Source organism: Caballeronia udeis, assembly GCF_044909315.1.
Lineage (GTDB): Bacteria > Pseudomonadota > Gammaproteobacteria > Burkholderiales > Burkholderiaceae > Caballeronia > Caballeronia udeis_A.
Window position 1 is genome coordinate 16,089 of record NZ_JBIYEB010000029.1, and the last position, 16,128, is coordinate 32,216.

14 protein-coding genes are annotated in these 16,128 nt (G+C 58.4%); 3 read left to right on the top strand and 11 right to left on the bottom strand.

Annotated elements, in window-relative coordinates; translation table 11 throughout:
* Positions 1–75 precede the first annotated feature (75 nt).
* Entirely contained in the window at positions 76–834 is a 759-nt protein-coding gene (locus ABH944_RS34175; protein WP_404612098.1) for an SDR family oxidoreductase, read from the top strand.
* 36 nt (positions 835–870) lie between these two features.
* On the opposite strand, the gene ABH944_RS34180 is transcribed toward ABH944_RS34175, so the two are convergent.
* The 4 genes from ABH944_RS34180 to ABH944_RS34195 form a co-directional block, all read right to left on the bottom strand.
* Positions 871–1,284: a VOC family protein gene (locus ABH944_RS34180; protein WP_404612097.1), complete on the bottom strand. Its 414-nt coding sequence runs from the start codon at positions 1,282–1,284 to the stop codon at positions 871–873.
* Between the two features lie 31 nt (positions 1,285–1,315).
* On the bottom strand, positions 1,316–1,642 hold the full coding sequence (locus tag ABH944_RS34185) for a hypothetical protein (protein WP_404612096.1): 327 nt from the start codon (positions 1,640–1,642) through the stop codon (positions 1,316–1,318).
* Between the two features lie 90 nt (positions 1,643–1,732).
* A complete protein-coding gene (locus ABH944_RS34190; protein WP_404612095.1) occupies positions 1,733–3,559 on the bottom strand; it encodes a sensor histidine kinase in 1,827 nt (608 codons plus the stop codon).
* Positions 3,556–4,614, bottom strand: coding sequence for an ABC transporter substrate-binding protein (locus ABH944_RS34195; protein WP_404612137.1), 1,059 nt, complete (start codon positions 4,612–4,614; stop codon positions 3,556–3,558). Before ABH944_RS34195 ends, ABH944_RS34190 begins: the two co-directional genes overlap by 4 nt.
* A 532-nt stretch (positions 4,615–5,146) precedes the next feature.
* Here ABH944_RS34195 and ABH944_RS34200 point away from each other — a divergent pair.
* On the top strand, positions 5,147–6,256 hold the full coding sequence (locus tag ABH944_RS34200) for a branched-chain amino acid ABC transporter substrate-binding protein (RefSeq protein ID WP_404612135.1): 1,110 nt from the start codon (positions 5,147–5,149) through the stop codon (positions 6,254–6,256).
* A 104-nt stretch (positions 6,257–6,360) separates the two neighbouring features.
* Here ABH944_RS34200 and ABH944_RS34205 read toward each other — a convergent pair whose 3' ends face one another.
* The 7 genes from ABH944_RS34205 to ABH944_RS34235 all read right to left on the bottom strand — a co-directional run bounded on the left by ABH944_RS34205 (position 6,361) and on the right by ABH944_RS34235 (position 14,742).
* Positions 6,361–7,125, bottom strand: a complete 765-nt coding sequence (locus tag ABH944_RS34205; RefSeq protein ID WP_404612093.1) for a FadR/GntR family transcriptional regulator — start codon at positions 7,123–7,125, stop codon at positions 6,361–6,363.
* A gap of 189 nt (positions 7,126–7,314) precedes the next feature.
* Positions 7,315–8,067: an SDR family NAD(P)-dependent oxidoreductase gene (locus tag ABH944_RS34210; protein WP_404612091.1), complete on the bottom strand. Its 753-nt coding sequence runs from the start codon at positions 8,065–8,067 to the stop codon at positions 7,315–7,317.
* A gap of 30 nt (positions 8,068–8,097) precedes the next feature.
* Positions 8,098–8,838, bottom strand: coding sequence for an SDR family oxidoreductase (locus ABH944_RS34215; protein ID WP_404612089.1), 741 nt, complete (start codon positions 8,836–8,838; stop codon positions 8,098–8,100).
* Between the two features lie 35 nt (positions 8,839–8,873).
* Positions 8,874–10,070 (bottom strand): NAD(P)/FAD-dependent oxidoreductase, encoded by a 1,197-nt coding sequence (locus tag ABH944_RS34220; RefSeq protein WP_404612087.1) that lies wholly within the window; start codon positions 10,068–10,070, stop codon positions 8,874–8,876.
* A gap of 28 nt (positions 10,071–10,098) precedes the next feature.
* On the bottom strand, positions 10,099–10,935 hold the full coding sequence (locus ABH944_RS34225) for an NAD-dependent epimerase/dehydratase family protein (protein ID WP_404612085.1): 837 nt from the start codon (positions 10,933–10,935) through the stop codon (positions 10,099–10,101).
* Between the two features lie 11 nt (positions 10,936–10,946).
* The gene (locus ABH944_RS34230; RefSeq protein ID WP_404612083.1) at positions 10,947–12,629 is read right to left on the bottom strand and encodes a hydantoinase B/oxoprolinase family protein; all 1,683 of its coding nucleotides are present in this window, start codon (positions 12,627–12,629) and stop codon (positions 10,947–10,949) included.
* Between the two features lie 4 nt (positions 12,630–12,633).
* The gene (locus tag ABH944_RS34235; protein ID WP_404612081.1) at positions 12,634–14,742 is read right to left on the bottom strand and encodes a hydantoinase/oxoprolinase family protein; all 2,109 of its coding nucleotides are present in this window, start codon (positions 14,740–14,742) and stop codon (positions 12,634–12,636) included.
* 288 nt (positions 14,743–15,030) lie between these two features.
* Between ABH944_RS34235 and ABH944_RS34240 the strand changes: the two genes are divergently transcribed.
* On the top strand, positions 15,031–15,813 hold the full coding sequence (locus tag ABH944_RS34240; protein WP_404612079.1) for a class II aldolase/adducin family protein: 783 nt from the start codon (positions 15,031–15,033) through the stop codon (positions 15,811–15,813).
* Positions 15,814–16,128: the final 315 nt, after the last annotated feature.

The window sequence follows — 16,128 nt, forward strand, 5'->3', positions numbered from 1 at the left end:
GCATCGTCCTGATCTCGAATTGAAAAATGGAAATGGCTACAGTGCGCGACAGCGCAATGCAGCAAGGAGAGTGTCATGCAGAACAAACCCATCGCTCTGGTCACCGGGGCTAATCAGGGAATCGGCCATCAGATCGCAAAAGATCTCACGGCACACGGCTTCACTGTGCTGGTCGGGTCGCGCAATATCGAGCGTGGCGAAGCTGCGGCCAGGGAGGTCGGACCGGACGCCCATGCGCTCCAGCTCGACGTGACGGATCAGGCGTCGATCACCGCCGCGGCGGAGCGCGTGCGCAACGAGTTTGGCCGCCTCGACGTGCTGATCCAGAACGCGGCCATCTCGAATACGAGCAGGCTGCCCGACCAGTCCGTCGAGGAGTACGTCAAGACGACCCGCCCGAGCAACGTGTCGATCGATGAAATGCGCGCGGTGTGGGACACCAATGTATTCGGTGTTCTCGCCGTTTACCAGGCGATGCTCCCAATCCTGCGCGAGACGCCCGGCGCCCGCATCGTCAACGTGTCGAGCGGGGTTGGGTCGCTGACGGCCAACTCGGACCCGGCCTTCGCCTACCGCGCGATCTTCGGTCCGGTCTACCCGGCGTCCAAGACCGCTCTCAATGCTTTGACCGTCGCCATGGCAATCGAACTGGAGCCGGAGGGGATCAGGGTCAACGCCATCTCGCCGGGTTATACCAGGACGAACCTCAACGGATATTCGGGCACGGAGACTGTCGAGCACGGCGCTCGCGAGGCGGTGCGCGTCGCGCTGCTGGGCCCGGACAGCCCCACAGGGACGTTCACGCGCTGGGAAAACGAAACGATCCCGTGGTGATGTTGTCTCGAGCGCGTGATCCCCATGCGCGCGACATCACGTTGTTGATGTTGTGGCCCCATCGCGCGCCGGGTTCAATGGCCGGGCGAAGCTGAGTTCGTGCCCGTCCGGGTCCCTGACATGGAAATAGCGTTCGTTCCAGGGCGCATCACGTGGTGGGAACGCAGGCGGAAACCCGGTCGCGAGCACCTTGCGGTACATCGCATCGACGTCCGACACATAGATGATCACCCGGCCCCACCAGTTGACCGGACCGTGCGTCTCCACGGTAAGGTTGAGAAACGACGCGCCCGTCGCGAATGAAGTAAACGGTTCGTTTTCGCCGCCGTGCAATAGCGGGAAACCGAGCGCCTGGTAAAAGCGCACGGCGCTGCGCATGTCGCAAGTGGACAGCGTGATGGCGCTCAATCCTTCGATCGCCAGCTCGGTTCCGGCAGGGGGCAAGTTCATCGACTGGTGGGCTCTCTAACCCGTGCCGTTGTCAGCCTGGATGATGATGGGAGACGAGCGGCAAGACCGATATATCCGGATGCGTGCCGTCGATAATGCTTCGCCCGATGTGCCGCGCTTCCTGCACGGCGTCGTCCGCGCTCTTGAATTCTTCGTCACCATCACCGTGGAATGGGAGGGATTCGCCTGGCACGTCGGCATGCGCACCGTGACGGCAGATAAAACCGATATACTCGTAACGGTCGCTTCCTTGCGGCGCCGCGTGTGCAGGCGCCGGCTGCGGCTTCAACTGGGGCAGGACGTGGATGTCGAAGCCTTCGTATTCGAACACGCGCCATGGGGTAACTTCGTCGGACATCGCGCCCTCCCTCATACTCGTTTGCTTCCGTGGTTAAACGTTACTCCTTGTCTCGTTCCGAATCCATCGCATCGAATCCGTCGCATCAACCTATTCGGATAACAAGGACACAGAATTCGCCCCGACATGAAGGTGGATGACTGAACCGGAGTCCGCCGTACTTTCGACATGCAACTGGGCGTCGATCAATCGCGCGCGTTCGGTCATGCCCAACAGGCCGTACGAATAGCCGTCGCGCGCTGCCACGACGTCGAAACCGCGCCCGTTGTCGCGGATCGTCAGTTCAATCCCGCGTTCGGTATGACATAGCGTCACGTCGACGCGCGAAGCGTTGGCGTGGCGTGCGACATTGGTCAACGACTCCTGTGCGATGCGAAAAATCGCCGTCGCGCACGCGTCCGGAAGGCGCGGCTCGGGGCCTTCGAGATGAAAGTGGCACGGAATTCGAGCATGCCGCCTGAAGTCCTGCGCAAGCCAGTCCAGCGCCGAGGCGAGCCCGAAATTGAGCGCTGCCGGGCGCAGGTGGCTCGCGACATTTCGAACGATCCCGATGGTTTTTTCCACCAGATCACGCATGCCGTCGGCCTTGTGAGACGCGGCCGAGTCGTTGGCGAGTTGCATCCTGAGCAACGAGACGTCCATTTTCAATGCAGTGAGCAACTGTCCGAGGTCGTCATGAATCTCCATCGCAATGCGTTTGCGTTCCTCTTCGCGAATCGCTTCCAGGTGCGCGGACAACTGACGTAACCGCTCACGCGAGGCCAGCAGTTCAACCTCGGTCCGCTTGCGCTCCGCCACTTCCTGTTCGAGCTGGTCGCGGTGACGCCGCAAAGTTTCCATCGACCGCTTGCGGGCCGTGACGTCGGTCATCAAGCCTTCGAGAAAAGGCGGATCGCCACCAATGACGCTGGCTCCGCGCGCATTCAGCTGGACCCAGATGGGGGTGCCGTCCCTGCACGTCAGGCGCAGTTCGAAGCCGATGATCTCTCCTGTGACACGCAGGCTCTCGAACAGCTTTCGGGTTTGCGCCGGCGAGAAAGGCAGCGAGTATGAAGCCGCGGCGCTCGCTGCGATCAGTTCGGCCGGTGTCTCGTATCCGAGCAACCGTGCCATTGCCGGGTTGGCCTCGTTCAACCTGCCGCAGCGATCGAGCAGGAAGATGCCCTCAAGCGCGTTCTCGACAATGCTGCGGTACTTTCTTTCGTTTATGCGCAAAGACGTTGTGGAATGATGCAGGCGGTCTGCCATTGCATTGACGCGGGTGGCGAGGAGTCCCAGTTCGTCGCCGGACTCCACGATGCAGCGGGCCTGAAAATCACCGCTTGCGATACGGTCGACCATCTCCTCGAGGCGGCTGATCGGGCCGTACACCATCCGTTTGAGCAGGACGAAAGTGGCGACATAAAGCATCGCGACGAAGGCTGCCACCGTCCAGAGGATAACCCCGCGAGCGGCGCCGATTGCCTGCTCGGCGACTGCCCGGGTGAAGACGACCCGGACCTCGCCGATTTTCTCCCGCGGGGCGTCGCCGAGCGGAGTGTATTCAATCGACCTGATACGCACCACGCGGCCGGCGGGATCGTTCGGGTGCGGGCCCTTGATCGTGCTCACGATGCCGTAGTTTGCGGCCGTGACGGTGAATTCGATGACTTCGGGATTAGGTGCAAGCGCGGCGAGCTGTTCGTCAATCGCGTTGCGATCGACGTTCCACAACGGCTGTGCAAGCGAGCGGCTGAGCAGGTCTGCGATGCGTGTGGCCCGTTGTTCCAGTGCGACAAGCCGGCGTTCGCGTTCATGTTCGGCCGCGAAATAGGCGAAGGTGCCGGCCACCAGCGCGACAAGGACAGCAAGCGCAACCATCAGCTTGGTGTGCAGGCTGAGCGAGCGCAGCAGATAGCGCGGGGAAAAGCGGATCACGAGGGCGTCGACACGGTGTTCAGTAGACGTTCCAGATCGAAATCATACGGACCGGGGCGGGGATGAAGGCATTTCGAATAGACGCCGAAGTCAAACGTTTGTCCCCGGGCGAATACAGCCTCCTTGAACCGCAGGGCGTTCTCACGGTGGATGACGCTCAGGTAATCCAGCTTCTGGCGAACCCCTCCGGATGTGGCGAAGTCCTTGCCGCGATGATAGTCGTACAGCAAAACCATCGCCCACGCGCCAATGAAATAGTCGCCCGCCACCATGGCAGCCAGACCACCGTTGGCGACATTGGCGAGCGCCTCCTGCAACGCGCCCATCCCGCCGACCAGCACGGGGGCATGACGTGCCTTGACTGCACTCAAGGCACCGAGCGCCATGGAGTCGTTAGCAGCCCAGATCACATTGGCCTGCGGATAACGTGCCAGCAGTACGCGTGCCTTCTCGGCGCTATCGGCATAGCTCCAGTCACTGAAGGCCAGTTGACACGAATGCGCATCAGGCACCTGGGACAGGAACGCCTGGACGCCCTCGGCTCGCTCCAGCGAGACCGGGGTGTTCGGGTCTCCCGTAATCCCGATCACCTGCGCGCCGGCGGGACTCTGGCGCTGATACAAATATTGCATCAGGCGATACCCTCCGCGCGCGGCGTTTGCCGTCACCGTTCCGATCCAGTTACGGATGCTTTCCCGTTCGTTGCCGATCTTGCTGCGCTGACTCGGCGTAAGGTCATTGTGGATGACGATCACCTTGGCAGTCGAACGCGCAAGTGTCACCAGCATTTGGTCAGCGGCCATCTTTTCATTGACGAGCACCACGTAGTCCGGCGCTTCGGCGCGGTTTGCAACCTGCGCAGCCTGGCGCAACATCAGCAGATGATCACGTTCCGCGTACAGGATTTCCAGCTGCATGTTGAAGGTTTGCGCCGCCACCTGCATGAACCTGGAAACCAGTTGCCACTGTTGTCCGGTGCCGAGCTCAACAGCCTCGCCAGGATTAAGGAAGACGACGCGAGGCGATGAGCCGGACGCGAGAACGGGTCGCGTCATGCACAGCAGGCCAACGTGCGCAATGGCGCGTAACGCTGCTCTACGATCGATGGGCTGATCCACTTCGTCTCCACTTCTGCATGCTCGACGACCGTCGCACGGCCATGTCCCGGTTGTTTGCAGCGCGAGCCGAGCTTATTTTACGTGTTGCACAGATGCCGCCAATATTCGCGCCTGGGTACTGCAGCGTCAAGCATCGCACCGGCTTTGCCTTTTTTCGGATCGGCAAAAACCCCAACTCGAATATTTTTTTCGAGCATTGACATATGACGACACACCTCATACTCTGAGCATCATCGCCGGCTGTCTCCCGCACCGAAAAAGCATGATCGTTCGCGACTATGGGAGCGCCCGGAGTCGAGACCGGCCACCTATCCGAGCACTGCAACGGGATTTCAAACAAATTGTAATTGGTAGAACTAATAAAAACCTTGAAGCAAAAACCTGCTAACGATTGAGGAAGTCAATGATGAGCCGCTTTTCGCGTTCCACTATTGCTGTCGCCCTTGCACCTGTTTTCCTTACTTCCTCAATGGTTTGTTCGGCCGCGTATGCGGCCGACACGACAATTGGATTTGCCGCACCTCTGACTGGCGGGTCGGCCCACTATGGGATTGACTTGAAACACGGCGTAGAAATGGCGATCGAAGACGCCAACGCGAAAAAGATCGTCATTGGCGGACAACCGGTGCACTTCGCGCTTGATTCAGAGGATGACGCCGGCGACCCTCGCACAGGCACGCAGGTAGCGCAAAAGCTTGTTGATGCGGGCGTGGTCGGCATTGTCGGGCACTTCAACTCCGGCACCAGTATTCCGGCATCGCGGATTTACTATAACGCGGGCATCCCGATGGTTTCGCCAACTGCCACCAATCCGGCCCTGACGTCCCAGGGATTTAATACCGTCTTCCGGGTCACGAATTCCGACTCGCAAATGGGACAACTCGCCGGGCGATCCGCGGTGGAATCGTTGCAGGGAAAAAGTATCGCCGTCATGGACGATCGCAGCGCGTTCGGTCAGGGCATGGCAGACGAATTCGTCAAGGGCGTCGAGAAATCGGGTGGCAAGATTGTCGACCGGGAGTTCACAACGGACAAGGCGGTGGACTTCAAAGGCCAGCTTACCCGCATGAAGTCGTTTAACCCGGATGTCGTATTCTGGGCCGGCCTGGATCAGCAGGCCGGGATGGTCGTGAAACAGATGCGTCAACTGGGTATGAAGGCTGTCTTCCTGGGCGGCGGCAGCTTCGAGAACGAAACATTCCTTCAGGTGGCGGGGCCTGACGCAGACGGCGCCATGTCGTGGGACTATGGCGTCCCTCTGTCGCAGTTAAAAGCGGGCAAGCAATTCGATGAGCGCATGAAGGCAAAATATAACCAGGGCGTGGTGGCCTATTCACCCGCGGCATACGACGCAACCTGGGTACTTGTTCGCGCCATGCAGAAAGCCAATTCGACTGATCCTAAGGTGTACGCACCGTTTATCAAGTCAATCTCGTTTGAGGGAATCGCCGGAGATGTTGCGTTCATGGCCAATGGCGACATGAAAGATCCCGCGGCGACGTTTTATAAAGTGACTGGCGGGAAGTGGGTTCCGCAGGCAATCGCGCACGGAGACAAGGTCGAGGTTTTGAAGAATTAAAGCCGAACCGGGTCAGGACACGACCGCCGCAAAATCAAACGAGGGCAGCAAGCAGCCGGCGGCGGTCGACCACGTTGATCCTGACACGTTCGAACTGGTGAGCCCTAACTACCCTCCGTTGTGGATGCGTTCGACAGGTTGTGGTAACGCTCGAGGCTTTCGTTCAGATGCCGGCGCATCGCGCGGCGCGCAGCGCCTTCGTCCTGCTTTTCGATCGCGTCAAGAATGGCGCTGTGCTCTCGTTGGATTCGCTTGATATAGATCCTGCGCTCCTTCGCATCGGCCTTGGCATGCTTGAGCCTGAGGTCGATCGTGATCTCCTGTCCGAGCGAGCGGAGGATCGAAGTAAAGTGGGGATTCCCGGAGCATGTCGCCACGGCCAGATGGAACTCGAAGTCAGCCCGGGCGCACTCTGCGTCGTCGTCGGGATTCAGATTGTCCATCCGGGCGTAGACCTGTTTCAGCGCGTCCAGATGTTGTGTGGTCCGGCGAATTGCGGCAAAGGCTGCGGCCTCCGTCTCCACTCCTATGCGCAGTTCCAGAACATACATCGAGTTGTTCAACGTCGATGTATCAAGAAAGGAATTCGCCGAAGAATGCGCGTCGGCTTCGGCCACAAATACGCCAACACCGTGACGGGCAATAAGACGTCGGCCCAGCTTCAATGACGCAACGGCTTCACGGATAACCGTTCGACTAACGCCGTATTCCGTGCAGAGTTCGGGCTCGGTAGGTAGTTTCTCGCCGGGCGTATATTCACCGCGCTCGATCTTGTCCGACAACGCCTGAATGACGAGTTCGGTGAGGCTTCGACGGCGTCCGGAGCTTGAGGCGTTCTTAAGAAGGGTTTCAGCGTCGATGGTTGACATTCCGCGTACTCCGCGCCGGATCGAGGCGGGAAGGACTCTGCAATTGTCGGATGCAGACACACCGCATGTCGAGCTGCTGCGCTCAGTCCGGCGTATGACCTAGGCCGTATGACATCACATGATGTTATCACACGGCCTTCGCGACTTCTTAGGCTCCAACCCCCATCAGGCTACAGGCTCATTCGTGGATCAGACGTAGATGTATCCGCCACTTACGACAACATTCTCGCCCGTTGCATAGGTATTGCGGCTGCTCGCCATCATGACGACCCATTGCGCGATTTCCTCCGGTTCTGCCGCCCGGCCCAAGGGGTTTGCGGCTGCGAGCTCACCCAGGAAACCCAGCTTTTTCGCCTTGTCCGTTGCGAAACCAGCGGGTGCAACCGAGTTGATGAGAATCCCGTCTTTCGCCACTTCCTGCGCGAAGGACTTCGTCAAGCTGACGACCGCAGCCTTTGTCGCGGCATAGTGAGCATTTTGCGGATGCGCTTTGAAAGCGTCGACAGACGTAATATTCACAATACGCCCTGACACGTTCGCTTCGAACCTGGGGCGTGCGCGCATGTGCTCCACCGCCGCGACCATCATGTGGTACGTCCCCTTGATGTTGACTGCGTTCTCAAGGTCCCAGTCCCCATCCGAAATTTCAAGCAGCGGCCGCCGCGGGTAGATAGCGGCGCTATTGACCACGCTGTCGACCCGGCCAAGCACGGCAGCCGCTTGTCGAAAGGCCTCATGGGCAGACTCTTTTAGCGTGATGTCACCTGCAACGCCAAACACTTCGTGGCCCTCAGTGCGAAGTTGGGCTACCGCTTCATCAAGGGCCGAGCGATTTTTATCGATGAGCGCGATGGCAGCCGCACCCTCTTTCAGCATCAGCCTTGCCACCGAGAGTCCGAGTCCGGCTGCGCCGCCAACAATGACTGCACGTTGATTCTTCATGTGTTCGCCTATGGGTTTTCGAAGTTCCAGTCACTGGTTCGCAACAATCTGCGAACCGCCCGGGGCTTGATCGGTCGGAAAGACTTCCAGCCTCGAAACGTTCACGTAGTCCGGGAGGTTCAATGCCGCTACGATCAGTTCAGCAATGTGCTCCGGCTGAATTGATCGGTATGAGTCGTAGAGTTTCTTGTTCGCACCCTCGTCACCAAGCGCGGTTCGATAGAGGCTTGTCTGAACTCGACCGGGTGCAATTTCGGACACGCGTACGCCGGTACCCAGAAGGTCGCATCGAAGGGAATCGCAGAACATGCTAATGGCTGCTTTGGTTGCCCCATAAACCGCGGTGTTTGGATGAGGGAAGCGACCGGCACTTGATCCAATAAAGAACAGGTGACCCCGCTTGCGGTTGATCATGCCCTCGAGCGCCATCTGGGCCAAGTGCAGCGGCGCCCTGAGATTGACGTCGATCATGCTGTCGACGTCTACCGGCGAGGTCTCGGCAAACCGTCCAAGAGCAGGCAGCAGGCCGGCGTTGTTCACAACCACATCGATCTCATTCTCGGAGAACAAGCTAGCCAATTGCGCGACATCCTTCAGATCCAAAACGAGCGGTGTCAAATCGCACTCTTTCGACAAGGTGTCCAACGCGGCTGCGTCTCGGCCCAACGCGTATACGGCGAGACCGTCCGCCACCAGGCGCTTCGCGATTTCACGGCCAATCCCGCTCGATGCACCCGTCACCAACGCTGTTTTATAACTGTGCTTGGACACTTTGAATCCTTCTTTATTGGACTTCGGCTGGTCGTCTAAATGACGCCTTCTTCCAGGAATGGCCGATTTTCGACGACACGTTCATAACCGAGGGGGGACAAGTCGAGTGCTCGATAGCTGCCGTAGATGATCAGCTCGCTTAAGCCCCGTCCAATGGCCGGTGATTGCTGGAGACCATGTCCACTGAATCCGTTTGCGAACAGGAAGTTGGAAACGTCCGAGTGAGGGCCAACAATGGCATTGTGATCAAGCATGCAGAAGTCATAGTGGCCTGCCCACGAATTCACCACTTTGATTGCCTCAAAAGCGGGAACGCGTTCGGCCAGCGCCGGCCAGATAATCTCATCGAATTCCCCGTGCAGCACATCAAAATCCGTTACGTCAGCAAGGGGATCAGGATCTGGATAACACCCGGTCAGGTAGTACTGGCCTTCGGGGCGAAAGAAAATGCCCGTGGTGTCGATCGTAAGCGGGACTTTTCCGGGCAGAGGCGTGCGGCAATCAAAGACGAACAAACAGCGCTTGCGCGGCTCAACCGGAATATCCAGGCCCGCAAGCCGGGCGACGGCCGGACCACGCGTACCCGCGGCATTGATCAACTGTCCGCATCCAATGGTTTCACCGGACCTCAGAACGACCGATGTGATCGTTGTGTTTTCACGGTTGATTGCCACCACTTCGTTTTCGACGTATTCAATCCCCAGGGAGCGGGCTTTACAGCGCATTCCTTGCAGCAGGCCGTAGCTGTCGAACCACCCTTCCCCGCTTTGACCATATACGCCATTGACGAGCTGGTCCGGATTGAGCCACGGAAACTTCGCCTGAAGTTGCCCGACGTCGAACAGCGCAACATCCGCGTTATTTTCTCGTTGAGTGACGAAGTTTCGCGCGAGTGCCGTGGCGCCGGCGGCGTTGCCAAGGTACAGGTAACCGTTTTCCTTGAACCCCAGCTCTGGTGCGTCACCGTCAACGGCCACGCGTTCATGAAAGCTGCGAATGAATTCGGTTCCGAACTGCGAGATCTTGATGTTTAGCGGATTGGAGAACTGATGTCTGATCGAGGCACTCGACAAGGCGGTCGCCGACTGCGCATAAGACCAGTCGCGCTCGACTACCAGCACCGACCCATTGAAATCGGGGTTGGTTGCGAGAAAGTACGCCGTCGCGCTGCCGACTACCGCACCACCCACGATCACCACGTCATAGTGTGTTTTAGTTGCTTGCTGTGCCATAGCCATCGCCACTCTTTAGCCTTGTTATTCAGGAATGCTGGTCTACTTTCGGATCTTCAAAGTGACCATCCGCTGCAAATTGGCCACCCTGGAAACGGATCGCAGGATGCCGCGGGTCGGGTATGGGTGTCTGCGAAAACACCTCGTCCTGAAAAATATCAGCCGTATCTTTTGGGCGATATCCAAGGTAACCGGCCTGCGAGTTGTCCCAGAAATTGGCGCTGTTGTCCGAGTTCCCATAGACAATCATGTGACCGACACTCGATGAAACGAGGGAGCGCACAACAAGGTGCGCGAAATCGCCATAAGAAAGCCACGTTGCAAGCATTCGGCGATCGACCGGTTTGGGAAAGCACGAACCGATCCGAAGACACACGGACTCAATGCCAAACTTGTCGAAGTAGTATCGCGACAGATTTTCGACAAATGCCTTGCTCACGCCGTAAAGGCTGTCCGGTCTTTGCGGGACGTCTGCGTCGATAGTTTGCGTGCACTCGTAGAAGCCTATCGCGTGCACGGAGCTTGCATAGATGACCCGCCTTACGCCTGTCTGGCGCGCTGATTCATAGATGTTGTAGCTGCCGACAATATTCGAATCAAGCACCACCTGGAAGGTGTTTTCTCGCGGAGCGCCTCCGAGGTGAACGACCATGCCGACGTCTTTCATCATCTCGAACACCGCACTTTTATCGGCCAGGTCGCAGATCACGTGCTCTTCGTTTTCCGCCACCTCGCCCAGTGCTGAACGGTCGTTGAGGCGAAGCGTTGACGCATACGGTTTTAACGCTTCCCTCAGCACCGTACCAAGCGCACCGGCAGCGCCCGTTATCAAAATCCTCTTGAACGGCTTGTTCACTTCGGCCATTGCAAAGCTCCTTATTTTCCTTCTGATGCGGTGAGCGCTTCGAGCGAAGTACCATATTCGTCGCGCAGTTGAGCCTCTGAAACATATTCGTTACGGACATCACGAATCAAGGCTTCAGGGGAGCGTTGTTCAGGCATTCCTATTCCTCCGCCGCCCGGCAGCGACAACACAACGCGTTCGTTTTCTCCCACGGCTTGCGTCCCCTTGCCGCGCATCCTGGTACCGTCCGACAAGGTCACTTGACCGGGAGCACCTGGCTTGCCGCCCGACTGCCCGCGCGCGGGATGATCAATGCGATCGAACATCGCGTTGAAGCGGAAGTGATAACCCTTGCGCGGTCCTATCTCGACAATCTGACCCAAGCCGCCCCGATGCAAACCGGCGCCGCCCGATCCCGAACGCAACTCCTTGCGCCACACGACAATCGGGCCGACCTGCTCGGTCGCTTCAACGGACATGGCGTGCACACCGCTAGGGAATGCGGTGGCCGACAGGCCATCAAGCTCCGCGCGAGCGCCTGTGCCGCCGCTATTGAACATCAGGATCTCAGCGCCTCTTAAGCCGGATTCCTCGTTCACGGGTCGCGCGCTGACATGAAGATTCCAAAGGGCGCCAGCGCCTTCAGCCGGAACCCGCGCGGGAAGGATTTTGTGCAGCGCGCCGAGGACCAGATCCGGGACGAAGTGTCCCAGCACATGGCGAACCGCCACCGGACTTGGCCGCTGCGCGTTCAGAATGCAGCCTTTGGGAGCCTGGACGCGAAAGGGTTCAAGCGATGCCGCATTGTTCGGAACCTCTGGAGCAATGATGCATTTAAGACCGTAGCACGCGTAGGCTTTGGCATAGATCAGAGGAACGTTGATCCCAAACGGACTTGAAGGCCCTGAGCCATCGAAATCCGCCAATAAGTGATCGTCAGCTATGGAGAGCTTTACCTTGAGTTTGACCGGGACGTCGTAACCATCGAGCGTCATCTCGTTGGTTTCGCTCCCCTTGGGTAACGCGGCTATTCGTTCAAGCGTCGCTTCCCGGCTACGTGCGAGGATGAATTCGCCAATGCCTTCAACATCGGCTAGCCCAAACTCCTTCAGCATCTCGACAAGACGTTTATGACCCGTTTCGTTACACGCGGCTAGTGCATACAGATCGCCCACCACCTTGTCGGCTTCGCGCACGTTGTTGCGCAGGATATTCACCAGGTCTCGATTCACGTCGCCACGGTCGATCAGACGCATGATCGGCACGAAGAGACCTTCTTCGTACACTTCCCGCGAGTCAGGACCAAAACCCCGGCCACCGATATCGACCACATGTGCCGTGCTTGCAAAGTAGCCGATCAGCTCGCCCTTAAAAAAGGACGGTGACACCACGGTAAAGTCATGAAGGTGCCCGGTGCCTTTCCATGGGTCATTGGTCAGGTACACGTCGCCTTCATTCATTCGGTCAACGCCGATGTCTTCCATGAAATGAGCGACCGCCTCCGCCATCGTATTTACGTGGCCGGGCGTTCCGGTGACGGCCTGGGCGAGCATCCGGCCGCGTTGATCGAAGATGCCTGCTGACAAGTCCCCGGCTTCACGGACGCTGGTGCTGAAGGCGGTACGTATCAGCGCCATCGCTTGTTCTTCGACGACGGAAATCAAGCGGTTCCACATGACTTGCATGTGAATGGTTTCGACATTATTCAACGCCATGCCCTTACTCCCGGTTCGCCGTGCCGGCGCTGAGTGCTTTCGCGACCACAAGCAGGCAACCGTCAGGTTGCACAGTGGCGTCAAAAGAAGAGGTCACAAGGGTGGCTGTTTCCGGTTCGACAATGACCGCAGGGCCACGTATGCAAGCGCCCACCGGCATGGCGCTTCGCTCCACGATTGCCGCATTCACGAAGGTATGCAGAGCCGCGTCGAAGATCCGGCGTGTCTTCTGGGGGGTGATATCCGTGTGTTCATCGACCAGTCGCAAGCGCTCGACGGGCGGCAGGGGTGAGCTTGCCTTCACCGCCCAACTGACGATTTCGATGTCAAGGCCCTCGATCGGCCGGCCAAAGAACTGCGTATAAGCCGTTGTGAACAGATCGGTGAATGTGGTTTTGTCGGCAGCGGTGAACGTCCGGCAGGGGAACGCGATCGGGATTTCCCAACCCTGCCCTACATAGCGCATGAACGCTTTCACCTCCACGGCAGGTTCGATCGGCCCCGAGCCCTGGCGCGCGAAGCGAACCGCTTCCTCGCTCAGCTGGCTCACCACGCTGTTTAATGCGGACGCATCGAAATCAGAAAACCGCATGCTTGCGCTACGGACGCTTTCATAACCGAATGGAGCGCGCAGAAAGCCGATAGCCGAGCCGACACCCGCACCCGGCGGCACGAGAAATTTGCCGATGCCGCTCTTTTCGCAGAGACGTGCCGCATGCAGCGGACCCGCGCCGCCGAAGGTGATCATCGTGTAATCGCTGATGTCTTTGCCGCTCTCCACGGCATGGACGCGCGCGGCGTTGCTCATGTTTTCATCCACGACCTCGGCAATTCCGTAAGCCGCTTCTTCTGCGCCCAGATCTAACATGGCCCCCACCTGATTGACCAACGCATCCGCAGCAGCGCTAACCGACAATGGAATGGAGCCGCCTGCAAAGTCGTCCGGATCAATTCTTCCCAATAGCAAGTCAGCGTCGGTGACGGTTGGATGAGTGCCGCCACGCTGATAGCAGGCAGGTCCGGGTTCAGAGCCGGCGCTGTGCGGGCCCACCCTGATCTGACGCATGACGTCGACAGCGGCGATCGAACCGCCGCCCGCCCCAATCTCCACCATTTCAACCACGGGGATGGAGATGGGCATGCCGCTGCCTTTCTTGAAGCGATAGGTGCGTGCGACCTCGAACGTATTCGCCGTCTTGGGCGTGTGGTCATCGATCAGACAGATCTTCGCAGTGGTACCGCCCATGTCGAACGAGAGTACCGAGTTCAAGTCGTAACGCGCCGCGATATGGGCTGCGAAGATGGCGCCGCCCGCAGGTCCTGATTCAACGAGCCGGACCGGGAACTCGGACGCGCTTTGCACGGATATGATCCCCCCGCCCGAGTGGATGACAAAGATCGGGCAGTCGGCGCCGGCCTGACGTACCTCGCCAATCAAGCGATCGAGATACGACTTCATGATGGGGCGCACATACGCATTTGCGCACACGGTATTGAAACGTTCGAATTCACGTATCTGCGCGGAGACTTCCGATGAAATCGAAATGGATACGTCCGGAAGCCGCGCGAGGAGTGCGTCACGCATCATGCGCTCGTGGACACCATTCACATACGCGTGGATAAATCCGATCGCGACACTTTCGTAGCCGCCTTGTTCGATCCGGTCGATCAGGGTTTGAATCGCTCGATGATCAGGAGCCAGCAACACACCGCCCTGGGCGTCCAGGCGTTCGGCAAGCGTGAAGCGGTCGCAACGCTCAACGAGTGGCGGAGGCAGTTTGATATTCAGGTCGTATTGCTCGAAGCGGTTTTCGGTCCGCATTTCGATCGTGTCCCGAAACCCCTCGGTGGTGATGAATGCTGTCCTGGCGCCCCGGCGTTCGATCAGTGCGTTGGTGGCGAGTGTCGTCCCGTGGATGATGACGCCGATGTCCTCGAGTCCGATTTCGGCCTTCGTAGTGACAATTTCAATGCCCCGGATGATCGCGCGTTCGGGCGCCGTGTAATCCGTGAGGACCTTGGTCGAAAAAATTTTGTCACCTAGTTCGAGCGCGACGTCGGTGAACGTGCCGCCGATATCAACACCAACACGTGCCTGTGCGGGACTGGCCACTGTAACCCTCCGGTTGAACCGTTTGTGCATTCATGCTCGTTGACATATGATGAGTGACGTCATACAGTGATGTCAACCAAGACAATTTAATTTTCTTCCGGTTCAAGTGCGCCGCAAACAAAACTTGTCCGGCGATGGAATCTGAAAGAGCGCGAACCTTGGGGCAAAGGCTGACCATTTCTGTATGAGCGATTTTAGCCAATGCGTGCGATGCGCAGGCGTCGCTTTGCCTCCATGTAGCGTTGAACTACGACATTATCCGCATCACGTCACGGAGAACGCTTCTCAATGATCTCTACATCCGATCCGCATTTCAATCGCAAACCGAGGAACATTTCCGCGCAGGAGTGGGACACACGGGTGCAGCTTGCTGCGGCATACCGGCTGGCCGCGAAGTTCGGCATGACCGATTTGATTTATACGCATATTTCAGCTCGCGTTCCAGGTACGAAGGATACGTTCCTCATCAATCCGCATGGCTGGTTCTTCGACGAGATCACAGCGTCGTCGCTCGTGAAAATCGACGTGAAAGGCAGTCCCGTTGGCGACGAGCGTTTCGAAGTGAACGCCGCAGGCTTCACCATTCATAGCGCCTTGCATCTTGCCCGTCACGATTCCGAGTGCGTGGTGCATCTTCACACTTCCGCCGGAATGGCGGTGGCCGCAATGGAATGCGGGTTGCTGCCGCTTAACCAGATCAGCATGCAGTTCTATAACCGCGTTGCCTATCACGACTATGAGGGCATTTCGCTTGAGCTTGATGAGCGGGAGCGTATCGTGCAATCGATCGGGGACAAGGACTACCTGATACTGCGTAACCACGGGCTTCTTACGACGGGCCGTTCGATCGCCGAGGCATTCACGCGTATGTACTATCTGAACAAGGCGTGCGAGATACAAGTCACGACCTTGTCTGCCGGCCAGAAAGTGACAATTCCTTCGCCCGAGGTGTGCGAGCACGCTGCCAGGCAACACGATGACTACGCGTACCTGGACACCGTTCATCTGGATCGTGAATGGACAGCGCTCTTGCGGCTGCTTGAACGGGACGGCGGTAACTATCGGTGCTAGAGCGAAGGCACGCGTCGATACCTCAGGCTGAATTCTTAGGACGATGTTCCTCGCCCTACCCATACGCGGCTGCGCACGCATGGATGACATTCGTCGGCACACTGGTCCAGATCTGCCGGGCAGCCATGTCGTCGCTCGGACGTGAATTGGCGGCCTGGAAGCCCTCCAGCTGAAGTCGCCGGCGCGGATGACGACGTTCGGGACCAACGGCTAACACTCACGCTAAGGGGCACGAGATGCGTATTCCCGAGAACGTGGCGAGAAGCGCTGACGAGTATGCCCCGCTGAATTGCGGTCGAGAGATCGCCCTATTTC

What these genes read in the sequence shown, in the direction of transcription:
- ABH944_RS34185 (WP_404612096.1), bottom strand. Translation starts at nt 1,642, where the DNA reads ATGTCCGACGAAGTTACCCCATGGCGCGTGTTCGAATACGAAGGCTTC.
- ABH944_RS34195 (WP_404612137.1), bottom strand. Translation starts at nt 4,614, where the DNA reads ATGACGCGACCCGTTCTCGCGTCCGGCTCATCGCCTCGCGTCGTCTTC.
- ABH944_RS34180 (WP_404612097.1), bottom strand. Translation starts at nt 1,284, where the DNA reads ATGAACTTGCCCCCTGCCGGAACCGAGCTGGCGATCGAAGGATTGAGC.
- ABH944_RS34230 (WP_404612083.1), bottom strand. Translation starts at nt 12,629, where the DNA reads ATGGCGTTGAATAATGTCGAAACCATTCACATGCAAGTCATGTGGAAC.
- ABH944_RS34200 (WP_404612135.1), top strand. Translation starts at nt 5,147, where the DNA reads ATGGTTTGTTCGGCCGCGTATGCGGCCGACACGACAATTGGATTTGCC.
- ABH944_RS34225 (WP_404612085.1), bottom strand. Translation starts at nt 10,935, where the DNA reads ATGGCCGAAGTGAACAAGCCGTTCAAGAGGATTTTGATAACGGGCGCT.
- ABH944_RS34205 (WP_404612093.1), bottom strand. Translation starts at nt 7,125, where the DNA reads ATGTCAACCATCGACGCTGAAACCCTTCTTAAGAACGCCTCAAGCTCC.
- ABH944_RS34240 (WP_404612079.1), top strand. Translation starts at nt 15,031, where the DNA reads ATGATCTCTACATCCGATCCGCATTTCAATCGCAAACCGAGGAACATT.
- ABH944_RS34175 (WP_404612098.1), top strand. Translation starts at nt 76, where the DNA reads ATGCAGAACAAACCCATCGCTCTGGTCACCGGGGCTAATCAGGGAATC.
- ABH944_RS34220 (WP_404612087.1), bottom strand. Translation starts at nt 10,070, where the DNA reads ATGGCACAGCAAGCAACTAAAACACACTATGACGTGGTGATCGTGGGT.
- ABH944_RS34210 (WP_404612091.1), bottom strand. Translation starts at nt 8,067, where the DNA reads ATGAAGAATCAACGTGCAGTCATTGTTGGCGGCGCAGCCGGACTCGGA.